The sequence below is a fragment of the Eikenella glucosivorans genome, assembly GCF_016025525.2.
In the GTDB taxonomy this organism is placed as follows: domain Bacteria; phylum Pseudomonadota; class Gammaproteobacteria; order Burkholderiales; family Neisseriaceae; genus Eikenella; species Eikenella glucosivorans.
Window position 1 is genome coordinate 17,476 of sequence record NZ_JACSGR010000007.1, and the last position, 24,524, is coordinate 41,999.

At 59.2% G+C, this 24,524-nt stretch carries 25 protein-coding genes; 6 read left to right on the forward strand and 19 right to left on the reverse strand.

Annotated elements, in window-relative coordinates; all coding sequences use genetic code 11:
- Window positions 1-75 precede the first annotated feature (75 nt).
- The 10 genes from H9Q10_RS09335 to pseF all read right to left on the reverse strand — a co-directional run bounded on the left by H9Q10_RS09335 (window position 76) and on the right by pseF (window position 12,080).
- A complete protein-coding gene (locus tag H9Q10_RS09335) occupies window positions 76-1,788 on the reverse strand; it encodes a proline--tRNA ligase (protein WP_197903697.1) in 1,713 nt (570 codons plus the stop codon).
- A gap of 145 nt (window positions 1,789-1,933) precedes the next feature.
- Window positions 1,934-2,953, reverse strand: a complete 1,020-nt coding sequence (gene galE / locus H9Q10_RS09340; protein ID WP_197903698.1) for a UDP-glucose 4-epimerase GalE — start codon at window positions 2,951-2,953, stop codon at window positions 1,934-1,936.
- A 158-nt stretch (window positions 2,954-3,111) separates the two neighbouring features.
- Entirely contained in the window at window positions 3,112-4,347 is a 1,236-nt protein-coding gene (locus H9Q10_RS09345; protein WP_197903699.1) for a sugar transferase, read from the reverse strand.
- A 54-nt stretch (window positions 4,348-4,401) separates the two neighbouring features.
- Window positions 4,402-5,265 (reverse strand): glycosyltransferase family 2 protein, encoded by an 864-nt coding sequence (locus H9Q10_RS09350; protein ID WP_197903700.1) that lies wholly within the window; start codon window positions 5,263-5,265, stop codon window positions 4,402-4,404.
- The gene (locus tag H9Q10_RS09355) at window positions 5,262-6,110 is read right to left on the reverse strand and encodes a beta-1,6-N-acetylglucosaminyltransferase (RefSeq protein WP_197903701.1); all 849 of its coding nucleotides are present in this window, start codon (window positions 6,108-6,110) and stop codon (window positions 5,262-5,264) included. The genes H9Q10_RS09350 and H9Q10_RS09355 overlap by 4 nt, the downstream gene beginning before the upstream one ends.
- Window positions 6,107-7,207, reverse strand: a complete 1,101-nt coding sequence (locus tag H9Q10_RS09360) for a glycosyltransferase family 52 (RefSeq protein ID WP_197903702.1) — start codon at window positions 7,205-7,207, stop codon at window positions 6,107-6,109. Before H9Q10_RS09360 ends, H9Q10_RS09355 begins: the two co-directional genes overlap by 4 nt.
- Entirely contained in the window at window positions 7,200-8,396 is a 1,197-nt protein-coding gene (locus tag H9Q10_RS09365; protein ID WP_197903703.1) for an oligosaccharide flippase family protein, read from the reverse strand. Before H9Q10_RS09365 ends, H9Q10_RS09360 begins: the two co-directional genes overlap by 8 nt.
- Before the next feature lie 55 nt (window positions 8,397-8,451).
- Window positions 8,452-9,504 carry a pseudaminic acid synthase gene (gene pseI / locus H9Q10_RS09370; protein WP_197903704.1) on the reverse strand — a complete coding sequence of 351 codons (1,053 nt, stop codon included), beginning with the start codon at window positions 9,502-9,504 and terminating at the stop codon, window positions 8,452-8,454.
- Window positions 9,505-9,642: 138 nt separating this feature from the next.
- Window positions 9,643-11,241 (reverse strand): UDP-2,4-diacetamido-2,4,6-trideoxy-beta-L-altropyranose hydrolase, encoded by a 1,599-nt coding sequence (pseG, locus tag H9Q10_RS09375; RefSeq protein WP_197903705.1) that lies wholly within the window; start codon window positions 11,239-11,241, stop codon window positions 9,643-9,645.
- Window positions 11,238-12,080 carry a pseudaminic acid cytidylyltransferase gene (gene pseF / locus H9Q10_RS09380; protein ID WP_238480187.1) on the reverse strand — a complete coding sequence of 281 codons (843 nt, stop codon included), beginning with the start codon at window positions 12,078-12,080 and terminating at the stop codon, window positions 11,238-11,240. The genes pseG and pseF overlap by 4 nt, the downstream gene beginning before the upstream one ends.
- A gap of 115 nt (window positions 12,081-12,195) precedes the next feature.
- On the opposite strand from pseF, the gene H9Q10_RS09385 reads away from it, so the two are divergent.
- The gene (locus tag H9Q10_RS09385) at window positions 12,196-12,333 is read left to right on the forward strand and encodes a hypothetical protein (RefSeq protein ID WP_197903706.1); all 138 of its coding nucleotides are present in this window, start codon (window positions 12,196-12,198) and stop codon (window positions 12,331-12,333) included.
- Between the two features lie 80 nt (window positions 12,334-12,413).
- On the opposite strand, the gene H9Q10_RS09390 is transcribed toward H9Q10_RS09385, so the two are convergent.
- The 4 genes from H9Q10_RS09390 to H9Q10_RS09405 all read right to left on the reverse strand — a co-directional run bounded on the left by H9Q10_RS09390 (window position 12,414) and on the right by H9Q10_RS09405 (window position 14,852).
- Window positions 12,414-12,800: a VOC family protein gene (locus H9Q10_RS09390; protein ID WP_197903707.1), complete on the reverse strand. Its 387-nt coding sequence runs from the start codon at window positions 12,798-12,800 to the stop codon at window positions 12,414-12,416.
- A gap of 10 nt (window positions 12,801-12,810) precedes the next feature.
- On the reverse strand, window positions 12,811-13,536 hold the full coding sequence (locus H9Q10_RS09395; RefSeq protein ID WP_197903708.1) for a nitroreductase family protein: 726 nt from the start codon (window positions 13,534-13,536) through the stop codon (window positions 12,811-12,813).
- Window positions 13,537-13,680: 144 nt separating this feature from the next.
- Complete coding sequence (locus H9Q10_RS09400) at window positions 13,681-14,307, reverse strand: histidine phosphatase family protein (protein WP_197903709.1); 627 nt, start codon at window positions 14,305-14,307, stop codon at window positions 13,681-13,683.
- 131 nt (window positions 14,308-14,438) lie between these two features.
- Window positions 14,439-14,852, reverse strand: coding sequence for a YqaA family protein (locus H9Q10_RS09405; protein ID WP_197903710.1), 414 nt, complete (start codon window positions 14,850-14,852; stop codon window positions 14,439-14,441).
- A 77-nt stretch (window positions 14,853-14,929) separates the two neighbouring features.
- Here H9Q10_RS09405 and H9Q10_RS09410 point away from each other — a divergent pair, with 77 nt between their 5' ends.
- The gene (locus tag H9Q10_RS09410) at window positions 14,930-15,160 is read left to right on the forward strand and encodes a DUF1653 domain-containing protein (protein WP_067589842.1); all 231 of its coding nucleotides are present in this window, start codon (window positions 14,930-14,932) and stop codon (window positions 15,158-15,160) included.
- Window positions 15,161-15,447: 287 nt separating this feature from the next.
- Window positions 15,448-16,260, forward strand: a complete 813-nt coding sequence (locus tag H9Q10_RS09415) for a formate/nitrite transporter family protein (RefSeq protein ID WP_197903711.1) — start codon at window positions 15,448-15,450, stop codon at window positions 16,258-16,260.
- 80 nt (window positions 16,261-16,340) lie between these two features.
- Here the strand turns inward: H9Q10_RS09415 and pseC are convergent, their stop codons facing one another.
- The 4 genes from pseC to pseB form a co-directional block, all read right to left on the reverse strand.
- The gene (pseC, locus tag H9Q10_RS09420) at window positions 16,341-17,498 is read right to left on the reverse strand and encodes a UDP-4-amino-4,6-dideoxy-N-acetyl-beta-L-altrosamine transaminase (protein WP_197903712.1); all 1,158 of its coding nucleotides are present in this window, start codon (window positions 17,496-17,498) and stop codon (window positions 16,341-16,343) included.
- A 129-nt stretch (window positions 17,499-17,627) separates the two neighbouring features.
- On the reverse strand, window positions 17,628-18,524 hold the full coding sequence (locus H9Q10_RS09425; protein ID WP_197903713.1) for a DUF5984 family protein: 897 nt from the start codon (window positions 18,522-18,524) through the stop codon (window positions 17,628-17,630).
- A gap of 198 nt (window positions 18,525-18,722) precedes the next feature.
- Window positions 18,723-19,097: a hypothetical protein gene (locus H9Q10_RS09430; RefSeq protein ID WP_197903714.1), complete on the reverse strand. Its 375-nt coding sequence runs from the start codon at window positions 19,095-19,097 to the stop codon at window positions 18,723-18,725.
- 132 nt (window positions 19,098-19,229) lie between these two features.
- Window positions 19,230-20,228: a UDP-N-acetylglucosamine 4,6-dehydratase (inverting) gene (gene pseB, locus H9Q10_RS09435; RefSeq protein WP_197903715.1), complete on the reverse strand. Its 999-nt coding sequence runs from the start codon at window positions 20,226-20,228 to the stop codon at window positions 19,230-19,232.
- Window positions 20,229-20,507: 279 nt separating this feature from the next.
- Here pseB and H9Q10_RS09440 point away from each other — a divergent pair, with 279 nt between their 5' ends.
- From H9Q10_RS09440 to rpsI, 3 genes are all read left to right on the forward strand, one after another.
- On the forward strand, window positions 20,508-21,038 hold the full coding sequence (locus H9Q10_RS09440; protein ID WP_197903716.1) for an alpha/beta hydrolase: 531 nt from the start codon (window positions 20,508-20,510) through the stop codon (window positions 21,036-21,038).
- 216 nt (window positions 21,039-21,254) lie between these two features.
- Entirely contained in the window at window positions 21,255-21,683 is a 429-nt protein-coding gene (gene rplM, locus H9Q10_RS09445) for a 50S ribosomal protein L13 (RefSeq protein WP_197903717.1), read from the forward strand.
- Window positions 21,684-21,695: 12 nt separating this feature from the next.
- Window positions 21,696-22,088: a 30S ribosomal protein S9 gene (gene rpsI / locus H9Q10_RS09450; protein WP_197903718.1), complete on the forward strand. Its 393-nt coding sequence runs from the start codon at window positions 21,696-21,698 to the stop codon at window positions 22,086-22,088.
- A 266-nt stretch (window positions 22,089-22,354) separates the two neighbouring features.
- Here the strand turns inward: rpsI and htpG are convergent, their stop codons facing one another.
- On the reverse strand, window positions 22,355-24,253 hold the full coding sequence (htpG, locus tag H9Q10_RS09455; RefSeq protein WP_197903719.1) for a molecular chaperone HtpG: 1,899 nt from the start codon (window positions 24,251-24,253) through the stop codon (window positions 22,355-22,357).
- Window positions 24,254-24,524 lie beyond the last annotated feature (271 nt).

Consider the following 24,524-nt stretch of genomic DNA (forward strand, 5'->3'; position numbering starts at 1 on the left):
AATAAAGGCTACCTGAAAATAAACGCAGCTTCTATCAAGCCAAATTTTTCAGGTAGCCTCTATTCCGCTGCGGCATTACGCCAGCAGTGCTTTCAGCTTGGCGGCCATCTCGCCCGCGGCCACCAGCTCGGTTTGGCCGCTGCGCCGCTCGGTGTATTCCACCTTGCCTTCTTTCAGGCCACGGTCGCCGATGGCAATGCGGTGCGGGATGCCCAAGAGTTCGCTGTCGGCCAGCAGCACGCCGGCGCGTTCGTCGCGGTCGTCGAGCAGCACATCGATGCCGGCGGCGGCAAGCTCGGCGTAAATTTGGTCGGCGGCCTCGCGCACGGCTGCGGATTTTTTGTAGTTCATCGGCACGATTACGGCTTGGAAGGGTGCCATGGCATTGGTCCAGATGATGCCGCGCTCGTCGTTGTTCTGCTCGATGGCGGCGGCCACGATGCGGGTGATGCCGATGCCGTAGCAACCCATTTCCATGATTTGTGATTTGCCGTTGTTGTCGAGGAAGCTGGCTTTAAGTGCGGCGGAATATTTGTCGCGCAGCTGGAACACGTGGCCCACTTCAATGCCGCGCGCGAGTTTCAGGTAGCCTTTGCCGTCGGGGCTGGGGTCGCCGGCGATGACGTTGCGGATATCGGCAAATTCGGGTTCGGGGCAGTCGCGGCCGAAGTTGAAGCCGGTGTAGTGCCAATCGTCTTCATTGGCGCCGATCACGGTATCGGCCAGTTTTTCCACGGCAAAATCGGCATATACTTTGCCGGCAAAGCCCACCGGGCCGAGCGAGCCGCCGTTGGCGCCAAATTGGGCTTGGATGGCCTCGGGGGAAGCCATGGCCAGCGGGCTTTTCACGCCGGGCAGTTTTTCGGCTTTGATGTCGTTGAATTCGTGGTCGCCGCGCAAAAGCAGCAGCACAAGTTCGCCTTCTTCTTCGCCTTCCACCACGATGGATTTGAGCGTGCGCTCAATCGGGATTTGCAAAAATTCCACCAGCGCGGCGATGGTTTTCACGCCGGGAGTGTGTACTTTGGTGAGCTTTTCCTGCGCGGGGGCACGTTCGCCGCTTTGGCGCAGGGTGGCGGCGAGCTCGATGTTGGCGGCGAAATCAGACTGATCGCTGTAGGCAATCACGTCTTCACCGCTCTCGGCCAGCACTTGGAATTCGTGCGAGCCGGTGCCGCCGATGCTGCCGGTGTCGGCGGCCACGGGGCGGTAGTCGAGGCCCAGGCGGTCGAAGATGCGGCAGTAGGCGTTGTACATGGGCTGGTAGCCGTCGCGCACCAAGGATTCGTAGTCGGCGTGGAAGGAATAGGCGTCTTTCATCACAAATTCGCGCGCGCGCATCACGCCGAAGCGGGGACGGCGCTCGTCGCGGAATTTGGTTTGGATATGGTAGAAGTTTTTGGGCAATTGCTTATAGCTGGTGATCTCTTTGCGCACGATGTCGGTAATCAGCTCTTCGCAGGTGGGGCTGAAGCAGAAGAGGTTGTCGTGGCGGTCGGTAATGCGCAGCAGTTCGTCGCCGTAGAAATCCCAACGACCGCTTTCTTTCCACAAATCGGCGGGCTGGATCACGGGCATCAAAAGCTCGATGGCACCGGAACGGTTCATCTCTTCGCGCACCACGGCCTCCACTTTGCGCAACACGCGCAGGCCCATGGGCATCCATGTGTAGAGGCCGGAGGCGTTGCCTTTAATCAGGCCGGCACGCAGCATGAGCTTGTGGCTGGCCAGCGCGGCTTCGGCAGGGGCTTCTTTGAGGGTGGAAATGAAGAATTGGGAGGCTTTCATGGCGGGGCTTCTTTGTTTGGATTGGGAAAGTGGGAAATTGTATCAATGTTTCAGGTAGCCTGAAAGGCGCGGGATCGTAGGCTGTGGCTCAAAGAAAACCCCTTGCCGGTTTCCGGAAAGGGGATGCTTGCCGGGTGTTGCCCGCTTAACCTTCAAATCCGTTCGGGTTGTCCTGCTGCCAGTGCCAGGAATCGCGCATCATGTCGGCCAGGCCGAACTGTGCCCGCCAGCCGGTTTCGGTGGCGGCTTTGCCCGGGTCGGCATAGCATTCGGCGATATCGCCGCTGCGGCGCGGTTTGAGCGCGTAGGGCACTTTTTGCCCGCTGGCATCTTCAAACGCGCGGATGACTTCCAACACGGAATAGCCCTGCCCCGTGCCCAAGTTATAGATGTGTACGCCTGCTTGCCGTGCCTTGGCCTGCATGGCTTTGAGGTGACCGCACGCCAAATCGACCACGTGGATGTAGTCGCGCACGCCGGTGCCGTCGCGGGTGGGGTAGTCGCTGCCGAACACGGAAAGCTCGGCCAGCTTGCCCGCGGCCACCTGGCAGATGTAGGGCAGGAGGTTGTTGGGGATGCCGTTGGGCTGCTCGCCGATACGGCCGCTGGGATGGGCGCCGATGGGGTTGAAATAGCGCAATAAAATCACGCTCAAATCGGGATGGGCGGCCTGCGTGTCTTGCAAAATACGCTCGACCATGTGTTTGGATGTGCCGTAGGGGTTGGTGGTGGCGCCGGTGGGCATGTTTTCGGTGATCGGCATGCGCTTGGGGCTGCCATACACGGTGGCGGAGGAGCTGAACACGATGCTTTTCACGCCGGCGGCGAGCATTTCTTCCAACAGGATCAGGCTACCTGAAACGTTGTTGTCGTAGTATTTCACCGGCTCGCGCACGCTCTCGCCCACGGCTTTGAGCCCGGCAAAGTGCATCACGGTGTCGATGCGGTGTGCGGCGAAAATCTGCTTCAGGAGGGCCCGGTCGCGGATGTCGCCGCGGTAAAACACGGGCTCGCTGCCGCCCAGCTCGGCAATGCGTGGCAGCACCTGCGCGGAAGCGTTGCATAAATTGTCTAAAATCACGGCGCGGCAGCCGGCTTGCAGCAGCTCGACTGCGGTGTGCGAGCCGATAAAGCCGGCACCGCCGGTGATGAGGATGGTGGGCATGGCTTTCCTTTCTATTGTCTTTTGGTTTGGCCGAAACTGATTGCGCTCGTTTTAGCCTCGCAGAAACTTGCTTCGCTCGTTTTAGCTTCGCAGAAACTTGCTTCGCTCGTTTTCAAGTTTTCAGGTAGCCTTTCAATGAGCAAGAGGCTACCTGAAAATCACCTCGCACCGAATCCGGTGATGATCGTCTTCAGCGTTTTAAACAGGATCAGCACGTCCAGCGCAAAGGAAAAGTGCTTGATGTAGTAGAAATCGTGCTCGATTTTCACTTGGGTTTCGTCGGTGTTGCCGGCGTAGCCCTGCATCACCTGCGCCCAGCCGGAGAGGCCGGGGCGCACGATGTGGCGGTAGCTGTAGAACGGGATGCTCTCTTCAAACTGCCGCACAAACACTTTCTGCTCAGGGCGCGGGCCGATAAGCGCCATGTCGCCCTTAACGATGTTCCAAAACTGCGGCAGCTCGTCCAGGCGGGTTTTGCGGATGAATCGTCCGGTGCGGGTCACGCGCGCGTCGCCCTCCTGCGCCAACTGCGCGCCGTGTTTTTCCGAATCGCACACCATGCTGCGGAACTTATAAATCTTAAACTCTCGTCCGCCGCGCCCCACACGGTTTTGCACAAACAATACCGGCCCCGGGCTTTCCAGGCGGATGGCCAACGCCGTGGCCAGCATCAGCGGCAGCGTGAGCGGCAGGCTGGCGATCACCAACAGGCTTTCCAGCGCCTGCTTGATGGCCATATAAGCCGGGCTGGGCAGCAGCGAGCCCAAGTCGTTTTCATACATATGCCGGATTTTCACGCGGCCGGTGAGCGATTCTTCCACCTGTCTGATGTTGTAAACCGCGATGCCGCGCAGGGTGCAGTCGGCCAAGAAGCGCTGCCATTCCGCCCCCAAATCGGGCGCGTGCAGATTGGTCACCACCGTGTTCACCCGGGCGGTTTCAGGCAGCCTCGGCTCGGCCAGCTCGTGCCAGCGGATGTTGGAGAGCTGCGGCAAATCGCGCATGCCTGCCACATCGATGTAGTACAGATGACGGATGTGGCGCTTTTCCAGCCAGGTTTCGGCAAACAAATACAACACCGTGAGCGCGAAACCCGCCGCCAGGTAATACACCGAATACGGCAAGCGCAGCATGGCGGCAAACACCAGCGGCAGCCCCAGCCCGATGGCCGACACTGGAATCACCGACAGCTTGGAGCGCTCGCCGGGGAAACGCGTGAGGTTGCGGCTCAAAGCATAGGAAAGCAGCAGGCCGGCCAGGAGCAGGCTGTAGCTGGAAAGGTTGGTGGCCGTGGGGTGCGACAGCTCGCGCGGCGGCCAAAACCACCACGCCGGCGCAATCAAAATCACCAAGGCGGCCGCGACAAAGCGCAGGGTCATTTTTATCGTTTTCATTATTTTCTTTATTTCTCGTTTGGCAGTTGGCTGAATCCCACAGGCTACCTGAAATTATTTTCTCAATAACACCCGATACACCCACTGCCGCACCCCGTTGGGCAGCAGCCGCACCGGCAGCCGCAGCAGCACGTTTTTCGCCCACTGCGCCCCGCTCAGAAAGCCCGCACGGTAAAAGCGGCACTGCATGGCCAGCTCGTTTTTCGCATACGCCCAGCCACCGCGCCGCCGGTACATCTCGTTGCCCGCGCGCGCATACACCAGCACTTCGGGCAGGTTGGCGAAACGGCAGCCGCTCAACAGCATGCGCACCCACAAATCATAATCCTCATACAGCGGCGCGTGCCGATAGTTGCCCGCCGCCAGCACCGCCGATTTGCGGTAACACACCGTCATGTGGTTGACAGGATTGCGGCTTTTGGCAAAACGCGCAATCTCTTCATGCGCGCAGGGCACGCGGCGGCTGTGCGCGGCATCATCGGGCGTATGCTCAAACTCGTCAATCTGGCTGCCGCACACATCAATCTGCCCATGCGCCGCCACAAAGGCCAGTTGCCGCGCGAAACGCTCGGGGTGGCAAACATCATCCGTATCCATGCGGCACACCCATTCATGCGCGCAGGCCTGCAAACCGGCATTCAGCGCCCGCCCCAGCCCCACATTTTGTGGCAGCCGCACCACCTTCAGCGGCAGGCTACCTGAAAAACCGGCCGCAACCGCTTCCAAATTTTCAGGTAGCCCTCCGTCGTACACCAGCACGATTTCATCCGGCATCAGCATTTGCTCGGCCAAACTTTGCAAACATTGGCGCAGATACTCCGGCTGTTCGCGCGCATACAGCGACATCAGCACGGAAAACGGCGGTGTGTTTCCCACCAAAATGCTGTCTGAAAGCCGGCTTTGCACTTGCGCCGTCATGCTGTTTCCCCTTCCGTTTCAGCCAAAAAGCGCAGCGCGGTGTCGTCGCTCACTTTGCGTGCCAGCCAATTCGGGCTGTTTCGCAGGGCGTGCAGCTCGGGCAAAGCCAGCGTATCGGGGTGATTGCTGCCCGGGGCGAAACGGATGTGACGGCGGTTATTGGGGAACAGGGTAAGCCCTGCGTTTTGGCGAAACTCGCTGCGCTCGTTTTCAGGTAGCCTTTTCACCAGATATTGGAAGAAATGCTCGTCCGGGCAAAGCTTCTTGCGGAAGAAAGCGCAGGCCTGGTCATTTGCCGCATCCAGCAGCGTTTGCAAGGCGGTGCGGTCGGCAGAAAACCATTGGCTGCCGGCATAGGCCGTTTGCGTGGCGGGCAGGGCTTTATCGGCTACCTGAAAAATTTTGGTGAGCAGCTTGCCGGGCAGACTGCGCTGCCAAGCGGTGTCGGCATGCGGCGTATTAAAGCGCACGCGGTAGCGCAGGCGCGGCTCAGGCCGGCATGCCAAGAGCAGGCTGCCGCGCGGCAGCTCGGCAAATTCGCGCTCGATTTGCGCCGGCGTTTTCAGCAGCACGCAGTTGCCGCTGGCCAGGTGCGCAAAGCGGATGCTTTCATCGGCCAGCGCGGCGCGCATCAGGTGCAGCGTGGCCTGCACCATGCTGAAGCCCGCCCAGCGGATGTTCACACGCTGCGGGATAAGCTGTGCATTCGGCGGCAGGGGCGGCAAGGCGCCGATGTCTGCCTTGGCATCATAATGCAGCAGCAGGCGGATTTCGGGGTGGCGCTCGGCCAGCCTCAGCCAATACAGCGGCGGGCGGTGGCACAGGATTAGAAAGGCGCTGCTCATTCGGTGTGGTCTTCTAAATCAATAATCGGAATGCCCAACTGCGCCATCACTTCGTAAATCCGCACGGCGGCAGGCGTTTGAAACGCGGCCTGCGCGGGGCGCACGGCATACACGGCGGTGCGCGGGAAGGCATACACATTCAGCGCGGCGGTACTGATGAGGTGGTACACCTCGAAGCGGGTATCGGGCTCGGTGCGCAGGCATTCCAGCAAATAATCTTCAAAAATCAGCGGGCTGGCAATATATTGCGCACTGGATATGCGGTAGGTTTCGCGCGGATGTGGGAAATATTCTCCAATCCCAAATCGGCGCAGCAGTGTTTCGGCCAGCGCGACGTTGCCGGCGGCATCCGGCAGCAGCGGCTGACCGAGCAGGATGCGGCGGGTGCGGGCGGGCACGGCGTTGGGGGCGGCCGCGCTGGCGGTATTTTTTTCAGGTAGCCTTTCGTTTGAGCCAAACTCATTCACTACCCCGTTTTTACTTCGCTGAAACTCGCTTCGCTCATTTGGGCAGAGCTCGCTGCACTCATTTTCAGGTAGCTCTTGCCCGGCTGCCGCCCACAAATCCAGCGGCACGGTGGGCGCGGCAATGTTGGGCTGGCCGGGGTAGAGCGTATGGTGCCGCTGCGAGAGGCGGCGCAGCTCTTCGGTTTGCAGGCGGATGCCGCGCAGGCGGTTCATCAGGCGGCGCTGGCGGTTGCCGCTGTTGCGGTAGAGCACGCTGCCGGGAATCAGGTTGCCCGTGCCGTCATCGAAGGTTTCCAGCGCGGCGAAGCGGATTTTGTTCAGCACATATTGCACGTTCGGGTTGTCGATGCTGGCGGCGAAGGCGGTGGCGTATTGCCCATCCAGCCCGCGCAACAGGCGCGGCAGGCCCAGCTCGCGCCGCCATTTGCTTTGCGGAATCAAAGCGTATTCGGCACGGCGGCACAGCTTGGAGGCTACCTGAAAATAATGCCGGAACTTAGCGTTGTCTGCATCTTCGTAGCACAGCATCAGCAAATCGAAAGGCTGCGGCGAATGCTGCTCAATCAGCCGCCGCGCCATCAGCGCCTGCAAGGGCGTAAGGCAGATAATCAGGTTTGCCAAATCAGCCATACGGTTTCACCTGCCGATACAAAATCGGAAAAATCAACGCGTTGCCGACAATCATCGCCAGCGGCACCCACGCTATGCCCACCCGCGCCGTGAGCAGCAACACCAGCAGGTAGCCGCCTGCCGAGAGCAGCGAAGTCATGGCAATGCGCCGGTTTTGCCCGTGGTAAAACAAATAATTCACCTGCAAATAATATGGCACCATCAAACCAAAGCCCAGCAGAAACAGGCAAATATAATAATGCACTCCCGCATACTGCGCACCGAGCAGCCACAAAAACAGCTGCTCCGGCAGCAGCCACACCGCCAGCGCCGGCAGCGGCGCCGCCGCGAGCGAGAGCAGCGACCAGCGGCGCACCATCGCTGCCGTGATTCTGCCGCTGCGCAAAGCCTGGTAATAATACGGCACCGTGGCCTTGTTCAGCGCCAGCAGCAGCACACCCAGCACGCTGGCGGTTTGGTAGCCCGCCGAATACACGCCCAGCGTGGCCGCCGGATAGCCCTGGTAAATCACCACGCGGTCAAACTGCCCCTTCACATAGTTGCCCGCATGGTGCACCACCAGCGGCAGCCCGAAAGCCAGGATATAGCCCAGCGCCTGCCGCACCCGCCGCCGGTTGAAGCCCTGCCTCCCTGCCCCGCGCCGATACAGCCCATACGCCGCCAGCGACACCAGCGCATTGCCGGCAAACAAGGCAAAAAAGCGCCGTTCCACCGGATAATCCGCGCTCATTTCCAACAACCACACCGTGAGCATGGTGGTGAAGAAGCTGCTGCCGAACTGAATAGCGGTATAAGAGAGCGCCTGCTTACGGCATTGGCGCAGGCTCAGCTGCGTAGCCAAGGCCGTTTGCGCCGCCGCCGCGCACACCACCGCCGCCAGCGGTAGCGAGCGCAGCTGCCAAGCCGCCAACAGGCCGAGCAGCGCCGCCGCCGCCGTATACAGCGCGCCGGCATACACCACGCTGTGCAGGTTGCGCTGTCCGTACACATAGTAATAACGCGTTACCGCGCCGTCTTGGCTCATGCCGAAGCCGATCAGCAGCAGCGAAAAAGCCGCCTGATAATACGACAGCTCGCCAAAGCCCGCCGTGCCCAGCTTGCGCGTGAGATAGGGCAGCAGCAGGAAGGGCATGGCCTTGGCCAGCATTTCGCCGGTAAGGTAGATCAGGCTGTCTTTTAAAATCTTCATGTTGGCATTTTTCAGGTAGCCCCTGGACACGGCTTGAGGCTACCTGAAATTTTTCCTACCCTTCCACGCAATCCCAGCTGGTGGCCGTATTGGCCGCCACATCGCGGCGCAGGCGTTTGCCGATGAGCGCGTCGTAATGCTTGGGCGCCAGCCCGTAGCCGGGGCGTACGCTGCGGATGCAGTCGGCACCGATGATGTCGCCCGCTTTCAGGTCTTTCACAAAATACAGCGAACGGCGGAACTGGATATTGCCCTGCTCGCTGGATTTCAAGCCGTAATCGGCCTGCCCCAGCGCCTGCCAGGCGGTGCGGCTGTCGCGGCACAGCGCGGCCAAATCCTGCGGTTCTAAAGAAAAACTATCATCCGGGCCGCCACCGTTCCTATCCAGCGTGAAATGTTTTTCGATCACGCAGGCACCGAGCGCCGCGGCGGCAATGGCGGTGGTGTTGTCGAGCGTGTGGTCGGACAGTCCCGCCGACACGCCGAAGCGCCGCGCCATATCGGGCAGCGTGCGCAGGTTGTAGTCTGCCGCCGGGGCGGGATAGCCGCTCACGCAGTGCAGCAGTACCAATTCTTTACAGCCTCCCTCGCGCGCAGCGGCCACGGCTTCGGCAATTTCTTCGGCATCGGCCATGCCGGTGGACACAATCATCGGTTTGCCGGTTTGCGCCACATAGCGGATCAGCGGCAAATCCACGGCTTCAAACGAGGCGATTTTGTAGGCCGGTGCATTGAGGCTTTCCAGCAAATCCACCGCGGTGAAATCGAAGGGCGAGCTGAAAATGGTGATGTCCTGCTCGCGTGCATAATCGAACAGGGGCTTGTGCCATTCCCAGGGCATATGCGCTTTTTGATACAGCTCGTGCAAGGTTTGGCCGTCCCACAGGCCGCCTTTGATTTGGAAATCGGGCGCGTTGCTGCGTAGCGTGATGGTGTCGGCGGTGTAGGTTTGGATTTTGACGGCATCCGCGCCGGCAGCTTTGGCTTCTTCAATGATTTTGAAAGCGGTTTGCAGGCTGCCGTTATGGTTGGCCGACATTTCGGCGATGATGTAGGGCGGGTGGGCGGCGCCGATGGGGCGGCCGTTGATTTGGAAATCGGGTTTCATGTGTTTGGACAATAGAAATTTTAGCTTCGCAGAAACTCACTGCGTTCGTTTTAACTACGTTGAAGCTCACGCTTTAGCTCCGCAGAAACTCACTGCATTCGTTTTCAGGTAGCCTTAGCAGGCAGCTGGGTTTGGCGTTCAATACAAAAATTCTTCGGCAGGCAGCACGAACAACTGCGCCTGACCCGCTTCTTTATCCGCCTCTCGGAAATGAAGCCGGCGGTGCAGGGCGAGGCTGGCGGAATTGTGTGGCAACACTTGGCCGTATATTTCGCGCATCTTCAGGCGGGAGAAGGCGTATTGTAGCGCCAGCCGCCCCAATATGCTGCCGTGGCCTTGGCCGCGCGGGCAATCGGGTGCGAGGTAGAAGCCCCATTCGCCGATGCCATTGCCCAGATGCTTGAAGCAGGCGTAGCCCTGCGCCGCGCCACCGGTTTCATACAGCAGCATGGTGAAATCGGGGTTGGCCAGCTGGCGGGCAAACCAAGCCTGATGGCCATCCCAGGCGATCTCCGCGCTGTCAAACATAAAACGTCGGATGTCGGGATGGTTGCGCCACTCAAATAAGCGGCGGCAGTCTTCCGACCGGGCGGCTCGCAGCACGGCAGGAACGAAATCGGCCAGATTGTTGGCTACACGCCGAGTGCCGTGCCCATCGCACAGCGCGGCGGCTCGGCGGCCCTGCTCTGCCCAAGCGGCAGGCGGCTCGGCCAGCAGGCGGCGCAAATCGGCTGGCAAATCAGCCATGTCCGCACACTGCGCCGCTCCGGCCTGCTGCAAGGCTTCGGCCACGCCGCGCTGGTTGGCCGCCAACACCAGCATGATGGTGGGCAAGCCCAGGCAGCAGCGTTCCCACGAAGTGCTGCCCGCCGCGCCGATGGCCAAATCGGCTTCGGCCATCAGCTCGGCCATATTATCCGCTCCCACCAGCACACGGCAGGGATAGGGCGCGCTGTTGGCAAAAGCCTGCACGGCAGCGGTATGCGGCGCGGTACGCCCCATCACCACGGTTACGCGGCAATCTGGAGGCAGGCTACCTGAAAACGCTTGCAACACGGCGAGCGTGTGATTGTCTTTATCCACACCGCCGAGGTTCAGCAAAATATTTTGCAGGCAGCCTTTCCCGGCGCGGGCGGCACGGCGCTCTAGGCTCTTTTCGCGCCATTGTACAAACTCCGGGCGCAGCAGGGCGTAGCGGGTGCCGGTGAGCAGGCGGCAGGCGGCAGGCACGAGGCCGGCATAATCGGCGGGGGTGCGGTCGAGGTTTTGGTCGAGCAGCAAATCGGCAACGTGGGGGCGGTCGACCAAATCGTCTATCACCATCAGGCGGCTGCCGGCGGCGGCTCGGGCGGCCTGCTCCCACTCGGCGGAGAGCGCATAGTGGTCGCAGATGATCCAATCCGGGGCGAAGGCGCGGATGTGCGGCAGGCAATCGGTAGCATCCTGCGCCTGCGACACGGGCAGCCAATGCGCGTGGGCGGGCTGGGGGTGCGTTGCTGCGTTCTGTTCGGGCGCATCACGATTTTCAGGTAGCCTTCCGGCCTGCGGCGGCGCGGGCAGCAGCACCAGGTCGAAACCCGCGCGCTCAATCGTTGCGCCCAAATGCCCGGGCAGCGCGCGGCAGATAAAGCGCACTTCGTGGCCGCGCCGCGAGAGCTCGTGCGCCAGCGTGAGGCAGCGCATGATGTGTCCGCTGCCGATTTGCAGGGAAGCATCTGCGCGGATAAGGAATTTCATTCCCCCTGCTCCTGCAACACGCGCCACATAATTTCCGCCCTCGCCCAATCTTCCGGCGTATCAATATCCTGCACACGATAACGCGGCAGCTTCACGGCGGCAGCGCGGCTGTTGAAAATCGGCTTTTCCGCCAGCCAGGCCTCGGCACTGCCCCAATAAAACTGCCCCGCGTCGTGCCAGGCGGGCTCCAAATCCTGAGAGCGCACGGCGAAGTTTTCCGGCTGAAACATCGACACCCTGCCCTGCCCGTTCAACCGCAGGGCGCGCTGGATGGGAAAAGGGAAATCGGTTACGGAAAAGGCATAGTCGCCGCCGCTTTGGCGCAGCGTTTCCAGCCCGCGTTGCAGGTCGGCGGGGCGCACGAAGGGGGCGGTGGCATACAGGCAGCAGACTTCGGGCAGGGGCGACCGGAGGCTACCTGAAAAATGCGACAGCCCGCTTTCCGGCAGCCCATCGGCCAGCAGCATGGCCACAGCGTGGCGCATCACGGCGCCGGTGGTGGCGAAATCGTTGGCCAATTCGGGCGGGCGCTCAAACGGGGTTTCCGCGCCGTATTGCCGCGCCACGGCGGCAATTTCCGCATCATCGGTGGACACTGCCACGTGCGCAAAGCAGCCGCTCTCCAGTGCGGCTTCGATGGAATAGGCCATCACCGGCTTACCGTTGAAGGGCTTGATGTTTTTACGCGGTATGCGCTTGCTGCCGCCGCGCGCGGGGATGATGCAGAGGGTCATGATGCGGGGTTTCAGGTAGCCTTTGGCCGGGCCGGACGGATGCCGTGGAAGAAGGCGGGGATTATAGCCGATTTGGGCGGGCAAACGCAGCGGCGGGCGGAGCATCTAGGCGCGGTTCGGCGTGGTTGCAACAGGATTCGGACTTTCTTGGAACGCGCTTGGGCTGCACAAAACCTCAGCCTCAATTTCGATCGAGGCATCATTAGCTCCGCGGAAACTGATGCCTTCGGGCAAGCTGCCCTGGAAAGGAAGGCTACCTGAAAAATATAGCGTCACAGGGGTGGGCGTGAATGCCCGACTGTTGCCACCAATTTTTCAGGTAGCCTGTGTTGCCCGCCAAGGCTACCTGAAAGCGTAAGCTTCAACGTAGTTAAAACGAATGCAGGGGTTTCTGCGAAGCTAAAAATATCCGGGCTAAAACGATCCCGGCAACTTCACTCAGTCCCCTTCATAGCGGCTGATTTCCAACAGGTTGCCGTCGGGATCGCGCAGGTAAACAGACCGGATGGCGCCACATGCGCCGGTGCGCGGCACAATGCCGCCAAGCGTTTCCACGCCGTGGGCGGCCAATTCGGCCAGCACCTGCGGCAATGGCGTGCTGGTGAGCAGGCAGAGGTCGGCACTGCCACAGGCGGGGTGCTTTGCGTGCGGGACGATTTCGGCACCGCTCTGGTGCAGGTTGATTTTCTGGCGGCCGAACAGCAGTGCCTTGCGCCCGTTGCCGAAGGTGGTTTCGCGCATGCCGAGCACGCGGGTGTAGAAGGCGATGCTGCGAGGGATGTCGGCCACGGTGAGCACGAGATGGTCGAGGGCAGTGAGGTGCATGGCCGGCCTTTCAGACGTGCCGGTACACTTCGTCAAACGGCAGGCGGTAGCGTTCGCCCCAGATGCCGTGGCCGTCTTTGCGGATGCCGCAGGACACAACCATGTTGATTTCCGCGCCGCGCGGCAGGTTCAGGATGCGTTTCACACGGCGGCTGTCCAGCCCTTCCATCGGGCAGGTGTCGTAGCCGGCTTCGGCCATGGCGAGCATAAAAGTTTGCGCCGCCAAGCCGCAGCTTTTGTGCACCACGATACGCATATCGGCTTCGGACACGTCGCGCATCATGGGGCGGAACAGGCCGATGCCCCAAGCCAGCGCCTTACGGAACGCGCCGAGCAGGCCGAAGCAGCGGGCATACACAAAGGGCATGAGCTTGGTGCGGTAGCTTTCTTCGTTTTGTATCCGTTTGGCCTGTTTTTCGGGCGGGCTGTGGCGGCGGATATTGCCGCGCTCGAAATCGAGCACGGTTTGGGCGCGGCTGCGGTGCAGGTCTTGGCGGGTAACGAACACCACCATCTGCGGCGCGGTGGCGGCGGCTTTTTGGCCGAGGCAGGCTTCGGCAAGCCGTTTCAACACGGCGGGGTCGATGATGTGGTAGAACTCGTAAAGCTGCATATTGGAGCTGCTGGGGGCGAGCTGAGCGAGACGCAGGCATTGGCGCACAGTGTCGGCACCGATGGGGGTGTCGGCGTAGTGGCGCACGGAGCGGCGGCGTTCGAGGGTGTGTTGCAGGGTCATGGCTGCTCCTTTTTTCAGGCAGCCTTTCAGATAATCTCGAATCATTTTGGAGGCTACCTGAAAAACTGGGGGGGATGATGCTCGATGTGGAAACGGTTTCAATACGCTGTCCGACCGCAAGCATACTCCGAAACGGCGAATCTTTCAGGCTGCCTCGGGCGCGCTTCGGAAAGTGAGGCGCAGGTCTTCGCGGCGGCGGCCGGAAAGCGTCCACACGGCGGCGTTGGGCATGGGCAGGGCGGTTTGGAAGGCGCGGAAGGCGGCCATATCGGCGGAGGAGACAGCCTGAAAACCCAAAAGCTTCCACGCCAAAAGGGCAATCCAGATGCCGTGGCCGAACATCAGGCTGCCGTCCGGCCATTCGTGCCACCGCTGCAAAAAGGCTTCCACGCGCGCATCGAAATCGGCAAAGCTGTCTGTTTCCTGTCCCGCGCGTTCGCGCACATCGCCGCGCTGCCAATAGTCTTGGGCGAGCACCCGGCGTTCGGCGGGGCGGAGGCGGGCAATCAGACCGAAAGGCAAGTAGGAAAATTCGTCCAAGCAGGGCAGCACGGCGGGCCCGATGCCGTGGCGCGCGCAATAGGGGGCGGCGGTTTCCCCGGTGCGCCGCATTCGGGACACGAACACGCGGCGGCCTTCGGGCAGCCTGTCGGGCAGTTCGGCGGCTTGGCGGCGGCCGGTGTCGCTCAACGGCAGTTCGCGGTCGGGCATCGGCGCGCCGCCGGCGTTGGCGTGGCTTTGGGCGTGGCGGATGAGAAGGAGGGTTTTCATGATTTCTTATCCTTTTGGGAGACCCATTTTTCAGGTAGCCTCCAACCCCATACGGAAGGCTGCCTGAAAACCGGAATGCGGGCGGTTTCTCCGAATCCGAGCCCGCAATTTGCCGCTTTCAGGCAGCCATATCACAGCAGCCAGCCCGCCGCCTGCCAAATCAGGGCATAGCGGGCAAACTTGCCTGCCGCCAATGCCGCCGCGCACGCCCATGCGTTTAAGCGAAGCCAGCCGGCGGCCAAGGGCAGCGCGTCGCCCAACAGGGGCAGCCAGGCCAGAAGCAGCAGCCATGCGCCGTGCCGCCGCAACAGGCGCACCGCGCGCGGCGAAAGTTTGCCCGCGCGTTCGGGCAGGAGGCGGCCGAGCCAGTAGGAAGTGAGGCTGCCCAGCGTGTTGCCGCTGCCCGCCGCCAGCCATGCCGACCACGCGGCTTCGGGGCGTTGCCACAAAACGGCGGCGAATGCGGCTTCGGAAGTGCCGGGCAGCAGCGTGGCCGACGTGAAGGCGGAAAGCCACAGTGCGGCGAGCAGGGAAAAATCAGACATGGCGGGAGATGGGGGCTACCTGAAACGGTTTTCGCTATATAATCCGCCGCCATTCTACACCACCGCAGGAAATCCCCATGACCAAGCCCCACCCCCTGCCGCGCGGCCTCTACCGCCACTATAAAGGCCGGCTCTACGAACTGCTGCACACGGCGCGGCACAGCGAAACGGAAGAGCCGCTGGCCGTGTACCGCGCGCTCTACGGCGATTACGGCGTGTGGGTGCGGCCGCTGGCCATGTTTGCGGAAGAAGTGGAAACGGAGCACGGGCGTGTGGCGCGCTTTGCGCTGGTGCAGGCGTTCGACTGACAGGCGGGCAAACCAAAAAAGGCTGCCTGAAAACGGGTATTCCGGTTTTCAGGTAGCCTTTGCCGCGTTTTGCAGGCTACCTGAAAAAACACAGTGGGCTTCGACAAACCGAAATCTTGGCAAAGCCAAAGCTAAGGCTGAGTTTCTGCAACACCAAACATTACCCATCCCGTTTCCGCACCGGCTGCTTATAACCGGCAGCCATTTCCATAAAAGCAATCGTTCTTTCACAGAAAGCCGCGCGCTTGATACAGTGCGCGGCTTTCCATTGCCCGTAAGGACAAACCATGAATATTGTGAAACCGGAACATCTGCGCGACTTCTACCCCCATGAGATTCTGCAAGATTCTTTGCAGAAGGCACAGGCCAAATCCGCTTCCAGCCTGAAAACACTGGCGATTTTAAGCTTTTTGGGCGGCGGCTACGTGGCCTTCGGCTATTTGGCGTTTTTGAAGGTGGTTACCGGCATTCCGCCCGAATGGTCGGGGCTGGCCAACCTGCTGGGCGCGGCGGTGTTCCCCATCTGCCTGATTTGCATCCTGATTGGCGGCGGCGAACTGGCCACGGGCAACATGATGCTGATGGGGCTGGGCTGGTTTGGCAAAAAAATCAAGGTATCCAACCTGGCGCGCAACTGGCTGGTGGTGAGCTTGGGCAATTTGGCCGGCGCGCTGTGTATGGCGTATTTCCTCGGGCACTATGTGGGCTTGGCCGAAGGGGTGGCGGCGGCAAAAACCATCGCCATTGCCGAAGCTAAAGTGGGCATGGGCTTCGGCCGCTCGTTTGTGTCGGCCGTGGCCTGCAACTGGATGGTGTGTATGGGGATTTGGTTTTATTTCGGCGCGAAGCAGACTTCAGGGCGGATTCTGGCGATGTGGTTTCCGGTGATGACCTTTGTGTTGATCGGGCTGCAACACTTTGTGGCCAATATGTTTATCATTCCGGCGGGGATTTTCGCGGGGGCGGATGTGTCGTGGTGGCAGTTTGCCGTTAGCATGATCCCCGTGTTTTTGGGCAACGTGGCTGGCGGCACGGCGTTTGTGGCGGCTTCGTATCTGCACGCGTATAAGCATCTGCTGAAAGACGATTATTCGATTTAGCCGGTGTGCGCCGGCGTGAAAAGGCTACCTGAAAAAGTTTGGAGTATTTTTCAGGTAGCCTTTGCCGTGCCGGTGAATGACTACCTGAAAGCCGCTTCCAGCGTTTGCACCACTTTGTCTTGCTCCGCTTCGCCCAGCTCGAAATACAGCGGGATGCTGATTGCGCCGGCGTAGTAGGCTTCGGCGGCGGGGAAGTCGCCCGTTTGGAAGCCGAAGTGCCGGCGGTAATACGGCTGGGTGTGCACGGGGATGTAGTGCACGTTCGCGCCGATGCCGTGCTGCCGCAGAAAATCGAACACCTGGCGGCGGGTTTTGCCGCTTTCAGGCAGCACTTGCACGGGGTAAAGGTGCAGGGCAGAGCGGTTTTGCGGGTTGCGCTGCGGCAGGATGAGCGGCAGCTTGGCGAGCAGGCGGTCGTAGCGCGCGGCGAGTTCGTGGCGGCGGGCGACAAATTCGTCGATGCGCTGCATCTGGCTCACGCCGAGGGCGGCTTGCAGCTCGGTCATGCGGTAGTTGTAGCCCAAATCGATTTGCTGGTAATACCACGCGCCATCGCTTTCGCCCACCATTTCTTCGGGATTGCGCGTGATGCCGTGGCTGCGCAGCAGGGCGAGTTTGGCGGCGAGTTCGGTGCGGTTGGTGAGGGCTGCGCCGCCTTCGGCGGTGGTGATGATTTTGACGGGGTGGAAGCTGAATACGGTGATGTCGCTGTATTTGCAGTTGCCGATTTTGCCGCCTTGGTAGCTGCCGCCTATGGCGTGGGACGCGTCTTCGATGATTTTGAAGCCGTATTCTTTGGATAATGCGTGGATTTTCTGCATATCGCAGGGCTCGCCGGAAAAGTGGACGGGCACGACGATTTTGGGCAGGCTGCCTGAAACCCGGGCGGCTTTGAGCTTGGCTTCCAGCGCGGCGGGGGACAAATTCAGCGTGTGCGGGTCGATGTCCACAAAATCCACGTCCGCGCCGCAATAGCGGGCGCAGTTGGCGGAGGCGGTGAAGGTGATGGGCGTGGTCCAGAGCGTGTCGCCTTTGCCCAGCCCGAGGGCGAGGCAGGCAAGATGCAGGGCGGAGGTGGCGGAATTGACGGCCACGGCGTGCGCCGCGCCGCAGTAGTCTTTCAGGCTGCCTTCAAAGGCGGGCACCTGCGGGCCTTGGGTGAGGAAGTCGGATTGGAGCACGCGCACGACGGCGGCGATGTCGGCTTCGGAGATGGTTTGTCGGCCGTAGGGAATCATTTGGAGTTTCTCCTTTAAGGTAAGGGTTTTCAGGTAGCCTTTTGGAAGGAGAGGGGCTACCTGAAATTTTTTTGGCAATAAACCAAAATGGCTACGCTCAGTTTTCAGGTAGCCTATGCGGTTTGGGCATTAAAAACCTGTGATGCGGATGATGTCAACCGTGCGGAGATGGTCGGCGAGCAGTTGGCGCAGGTGGATGCCGGCGCGCAAATTATCCTGCTCAAAATTTGGGTTGCCGGCATTTTTATTTTGCAACGCCTGCTCCCATTCCCGTTCGCGCTTTCGGTGTTCGGCCAGCAGGCCGGCAAGGTCATAGGTGGTTTCGCCCACCGGTGTGCCGTCTTTATCCACCATGTCTTGAACAACGGGATAAAAATCGGGAAAGCCGGTTTGGATTTGGCGGATGCGCTCTGCCATGGCGTTCATCAGGCGATGGTGGAAATCGTATGCTTCGCGCATAAAATCGCGGTGACTGATAACGAAAACGGCCTCACCCGCGTGCCGAAAGTAGGGTACGCCGTGTTCGTTTTTGTGCCTGCCGTCCCAATAAATATAGATTTCATCGGCATAACGCCACACGCGGAATTCGGGCATCAACATATGGCCGCTGCCGAAATTCCCATACCGAAACATACATTTTTCCAATAATTCGATGTCTTCATCAAGTATTGGATTATCCCAATGTTTTTTATCGGCCAAACGGTGCACAGTGGGATTGAGCAGGCATTGGTGTTCTATTTCGCCCACATTGCACCATGTGTATGGCAGGGCGTCGTACAGCAGGTCTTCATACAGGCGCACGATGTAGTAGTCGGGTTCGCAAAAGGGCAGGCCGTTTTTACGGGCTTGCTGTTTGAGCTGCGCCTGTTCTGCTGCGGTGAAACTGTCGGGATGGTAGGACAACAGCCGCTTGCCGTTGATGCAGATGTTGTAGCTGCCGTCGGTCAGCCAAAACCAGCTTGGGCTGGAGTGGTTGAATTCCAGGGTTTGTTTGATGTTTTTGAGGGTGAAGTCGAATAGGGGCATGGGCTTTTGTTTTCAGGTAGCCTCTAAGCAGGCTACCTGAAAATTATTCTTTACTTAAATATAGCCACTTCCTACGCTCCTATTTACATTGACCGATCTTGCTCGATTTGCTGAGGTCTTGATTGCATAGGGACGGGGGAAACTCGCGGCTGTGTGTATTGGATGCAGGTATATTTTGTTCCGCCACTTCTTCTTTTCTCAACCCTGCACACCCAGCACCAACAAACCGTAGGCAAACCACAGCCACAGTGCAAACGAAACCAACCGCCTGCCAGTGGCGGTATGCCGTTTCAGGCAGCCTGCAAGCAACGCGGCAGCGATAATCAACAGCACAGCAACGGTATATTCGAGCGGTATATTCGGAAAAGCGAATACGCCGCGCCAAGCGAGTGTGCCGCCGAGCAGCCAAAGCAGTAGTGGTGAAAACAAGGCGGAAAGTGCTTCGGGCAATGCCGCCTTGCCACTCCAAAGCAGCGGAACCGCGTGCGGTAGAACAAACAACTCCAGCAGCAGTAAGCTACACAAATGCGGCAGCAGGATGGTTTTCAGCCAAACTTTCATGATGGTCGGCATGGATTTCACGGCAATACGGTTTCAGGCTACCTGAAAATTCATCCAGGCATTTTGGCTTCGCAGAAACTCTACCTTGCTTCGCAAAACATCATTTTAACTTCGTTGAAGCTGCGCTTTCAGGTAGCCTTCCCATCAAATCGCGCCGATTTTCCCTTTATTCTGTTCAATCCACGCCTGCAACGCCCCGCGCGACATCCATTCCGTATTGTTGTCGCTGGCATACACAAACCCTTCCGGCACTTTCACGCCGTTTTTGATGCGTTCCGGCGTTTCGTCCCAGCCGTTGATGGCGGGCAGGATTTTGAAGTGTTCGGGGTATTCGTAGGTGTGGAACGAATCTTCCGTGCCAATCATCTGCTCGTGCAGCTTCTCGCCGGGGCGGATGCCCACGGTTTCCTGACGGCATTCAGGCGCGACGGCGGCGGCCAGCTCGCAAATGTTCATCGACGGGATTTTCTTCACATAAATTTCGCCGCCCACCATGTCCTCAAACGCGTGCCACACCAGCTCCACGCCCTGTTCCAGCGAAATCATGAAGCGCGTCATGCGCGGGTCGGTAATCGGCAGCACGCCGGTGTGCCGCTGCGACAGGAAAAACGGGATGACGGAGCCGCGCGAACCCATCACGTTGCCGTAGCGCACCACGGCGAAGCGGCTGCCGTGTTCGCCGGAATAGGCGTTGCCCGCCACAAAAAGCTTGTCGCTGGCAAGCTTGGTCGCGCCGTACAGGTTCACGGGGCTGCTGGCCTTGTCGGTGGACAGGGCGACCACACGCTTCACGCCTTTGTCGATGCAGGCGTCAATCAGGTTCATCGCGCCGTTGATGTTGGTTTTCACGCACTCGAACGGGTTGTATTCGGCGGTGGGGACGATTTTGGTGGCGGCGGCATGGACGACGTAATCCACGCCGTCGAGCGCGCGGTACAGGCGCTCTTTGTCGCGCACGTCGCCGATGAAGAAACGCACGCGTTTGTCGCCTTGGAATTTTTTCGCCATCTCCCACTGCTTCATTTCGTCGCGGGAAAAGATGATGATTTTTTTGGGGTTGTATCGGGCCAGCGTCATCGGCACGAAGGTGTTGCCAAACGAGCCGGTGCCGCCGGTGATGAGGAGGGTGGAGTGGGTGAGCATAGAGAACCTATTGTTTAGCCATATAGAATACCTGCCGCCGCAACAGAATCAACCTCATGGCAACAGGATCATCAGAAACTGCGGATTATAGCACCGGCATCAGGCTGCTTCTATCGTGCAACAGGCTACCTGAAAACGAACGGAGTGAGTTTCTGCGAAGCTAAAACGCGGCTTCAACAAAATCCAAACCGGCAGGCGCGCACAAACCCTATACCCCATACCGAATAAAACTTGCATTACAATACCGCCTTTCCACCCGTCGCCGCCATACCTAAACTTATGCCTGCCGCTCCCGACCTCACTCTGTTCCTCATCCGGGATTCCGCCGAGCCGGAAATGTGGATCGACACTTGGGCGCGCAGCTATCCCTTGGTGCAAACTCTTGCCTGCTCTGCTGGCGAGAGCATCAGTGGCTGGCAAACCCGTATCAACTCCGCCTGGCAGCAGATACCCGAACAAGCGATGATTGTGGCGCACGGGGCAGGCACGGTGGCCGCGATGGCATGGCAGTTTCAAAACAGCCTGGTCAATCAGCAGCGCATCCGCGGCATGATCCTCGTTTCACCCTTGCAATCCGCCTGTACCGACGACGCGCACCACACCCTGCAACGCGCCCGCACCAACTGCAAAGCTGCCCTTGTGATCGGGCAAGGTGAAAACCCCCTCTGCCCTACTGCATGGGCAGCGAAAATGGCCGATCTGTGGCAGGCACGCTTGCTGCGCGCCCCGCAATCCGGCCACCTCAACCAACGCTTTGGCGGCTGGCAGTGGGGCATGCAGCTGATGCAGGAAATGCTGCACGCCAACTAAACCTAACTGCCGCATTTGCACTGTGCCGAAACAACCATTTTTCAGGTAGCCCCATTCAAATTACAGCCCGCATACCCACATCTGCCTGTGCCAAAAAAACACGACTTATTCCTCACCGCACACCCGGATTCCATTTCCACTCAGGATAAACATTGACAGTATCCGGCAGAGTCTTTAAAATTAAAGTTTTCTTATATTAATTTGGATTTTCCTGCTATGAAAACCTTCTCAGCCAAACCGCACGAGGTGAAGCGCGAATGGTATGTCATTGATGCCCAAGACAAAGTTCTGGGTCGAGTGGCTGCCGAAGTCGCCCGTCGCTTGCGTGGCAAACACAAGCCCGAGTACACCCCGCACGTGGATACCGGCGATTACATCATTGTAATCAATGCCGACAAACTGCGTGTTACCGGTGACAAAAACGAAGGCAAAATCTACTACCGCCATTCCGGCTTCCCCGGCGGCATCTACCAACGCACCTTCAAAGAAATGCAAGACAAATTCCCGGGGCGCACCTTGGAACAAGCCGTTAAAGGCATGCTGCCCAAAGGCCCCTTGGGCTACGCCATGATCCGCAAGCTGAAAGTGTACGCAGGCAGCGAACACCAGCACGCCGCCCAACAACCCAAAGCATTGGAAATTTAAGGACACGACATTATGAACGGTAAATACTACTACGGCACCGGCCGTCGCAAGAGTTCTGTGGCTCGCGTGTTCCTGCAGAAGGGTTCCGGCCAGATTACGGTAAACGGCCGTCCGGTTGACGAATTTTTCGCCCGCGAAACCAGCCGCATGGTGGTGCGCCAACCTTTGGTACTGACTGAAAACGCCGAAGCGTTCGACATCATGGTAAACGTGGTGGGCGGCGGCGAAACCGGCCAGTCTGGTGCCATCCGTCATGGCATCACCCGCGCCCTGATCGACTATGATGCCGGTTTGAAACCCGCTCTGTCTCAGGCCGGCTTCGTTACCCGCGATGCCCGCGAAGTGGAACGCAAAAAGTTCGGTCTGCGCAAAGCACGCCGTGCCAAACAGTTCTCCAAACGCTAATCAGCCTAGGCAAAACAAAAGAGTCGGATTATTCCGGCTCTTTTTGTTTATGCTGATTTGGTTGCCAAATTTTCAGGTAGCCTCAAGGGCTACCTGAAAACTACCCTAAACACATAATCAATAATCGCATTAAAGGCTACCTGAAAATGTGGGCTTCAGCATAAAACGTAACGCAGCGGCATTTCTGCCCTGCCCAAACCCCGTACACTATGGCCCAAATTTTTCAGGTAGCCTTTACTTTGTCCGGCGAATTTAGCCGGAGGCATTTATTTGTCTAAAGCCAGCAGCAAGCCGTTCATCCGTTTCACGAATGCGGCTGGGTTATCCAGCTTGCCGCCTTCTGCCAGCAAAGCCTGCTCATACACCAGCTCGGCCAAATCGGCACGTTGCGCTTCATTGTCTGATTCGGTGATTTTGCGGATGAGCAGGTGGTTTGGGTTGATTTCCAGCGTCGGTTTGCCGGTGGGAATCTGCCCGGCGGCGCCGGCGGCTTCCAGCATCCGTGCCAAGTGCTGGCTCATATCGTGCTCACCCACCACCAGGCAGGCCGGGCTTTCGGTGAGGCGTGAAGTGGCGCGCACCCCGGCTACTTTATCGCCCAACACGGCTTGGATAGCGGCGGCCACGTCTTTGCCCGCTTCTTCGGCCTTGGCCTGCTCGGCTTTCTCCGCCTCGTCGGTGAGGCCGCCCAAATCGAGCGCACCCTTGGCCACACTGGCCAGCGGCTTGCCTTCAAACTCAAACAGGCTGCCCACCACCCATTCGTCCACGCGGTCAGTGAGCAGCAGCACTTCCACGCCTTTCTTGGCAAACACTTCCAAGTGCGGACTATTTTTAGCGGCGGCGTAGCTGTCGGCAGTGATGTAGTAGATCTTGTCTTGACCTTCTTTCATGCGCGAAATGTAGTCGGCCAGGCTCACGTTTTGCTCGGCGTTGTCGTTGTGTGTGCTGGCGAAGCGGCACAGGGCGGCGATTTTGTCTTTGTTGGCAAAGTCTTCACCGATGCCTTCTTTCAGCGCATTACCAAAAGCTTGCCAAAATTCGGCATATTTTTCCGGCTGGTTTTTCTGCAAATCATCCAGTAGCGAGAGCACTTTTTTCACGCTGCCGGCGCGGATGGCATCTAAATCTTTGCTTTCCTGCAATATTTCCCGCGATACGTTTAGCGGTAGGTCGCTGCTGTCGATGACGCCTTTCACCCAGCGTAGATAGAGCGGCATCAGCTTTTTGGCATCGTCCATGATGAACACGCGCTTCACATACAGCTTCACGCCGTGCTTGGGATCGCGCTCGTAGAGGTCATACGGGGCGCGTTTGGGGATGTAGAGCAGGCCGGTGTAGTCTTGGCGGCCTTCCACTTTGAAATGCGTCCAAGCCAGCGCGTTGTCGAAATCGTGGGCGACGTGTTTGTAGAACTCTTGGTATTGCTCGTCGGTAATCTCTTGTTTCGGCAGCGTCCACAGTGCCTGGGCGCGGTTGACCACTTCCAGCTCGTTTGAGGGCTTGGGATTGCCTTCTTCATCGTATTCCGGCGCTTTTTTCATGTAGATGGGCACGGAAATGTGGTCGCTGTAGGTGGTGACGATGCGACGCAGCGCCCAGTCGGAAAGCAGTTCGTCTTGGTCGGCTTTCAGGTGCAGGGTAACGCGGGTGCCGCGTTCGGCTTGCTCGATCGGCTCCACAGTGAATTCGCCATCACCGGCGGAAACCCAGCGCACGCCTTGGTTGGCGGCCAGCCCGGCACGGCGGCTTTCCACGGTAACCTGATCGGCCACGATGAAGGCGGAATAGAAGCCGACGCCGAATTGTCCGATGAGGTGGGCATCTTTCTGTGCATCGCCGGTGAGCTGCTCGAAGAAGGCTTTGGTGCCGGATTTGGCGATGGTGCCGAGGTGTTCAACGATTTCGGCTTCGCTCATGCCGATGCCGTTGTCGGCCACGGTGAGGGTACGCGCTTCGCGGTTGGCGGTAATGGTAATGGCCAGCTCGCCGCCGCCTTCCAGCAAATCGGGGCGGTTTAGCGCTTCGAAGCGCAGTTTGTCGCAGGCGTCGGCAGCGTTAGATACCAGCTCACGCAGGAAAATTTCTTTGTTGGAATAAAGGGAGTGGATCATCAACTGCAAGAGTTGTTTGACTTCGGTTTGGAATGCATGGGTTTGTTTCATGATGTTTGACTGAATGTGGTGAAAACGATGCTGTGCAAAATAGGGATGGGGCGGCTGGTTTCAAGGGCGGAACCGGCGGCCCAGCAATTTGGATTATGCAAAGAGGCAGGATTTTCAGGTAGCCTTTGCCTCATCGGCAGGCTACCTGAAAATTGACTCGGCTCGCAGCAAGCAGAAATTTTTTCAGGTAGCCTTCTTCTATCAATAGGCTACCTGAAAAAACTGTGGATACAGACAAGCGACTGTCTGCACGTGCAATAAGTGGCCCGGA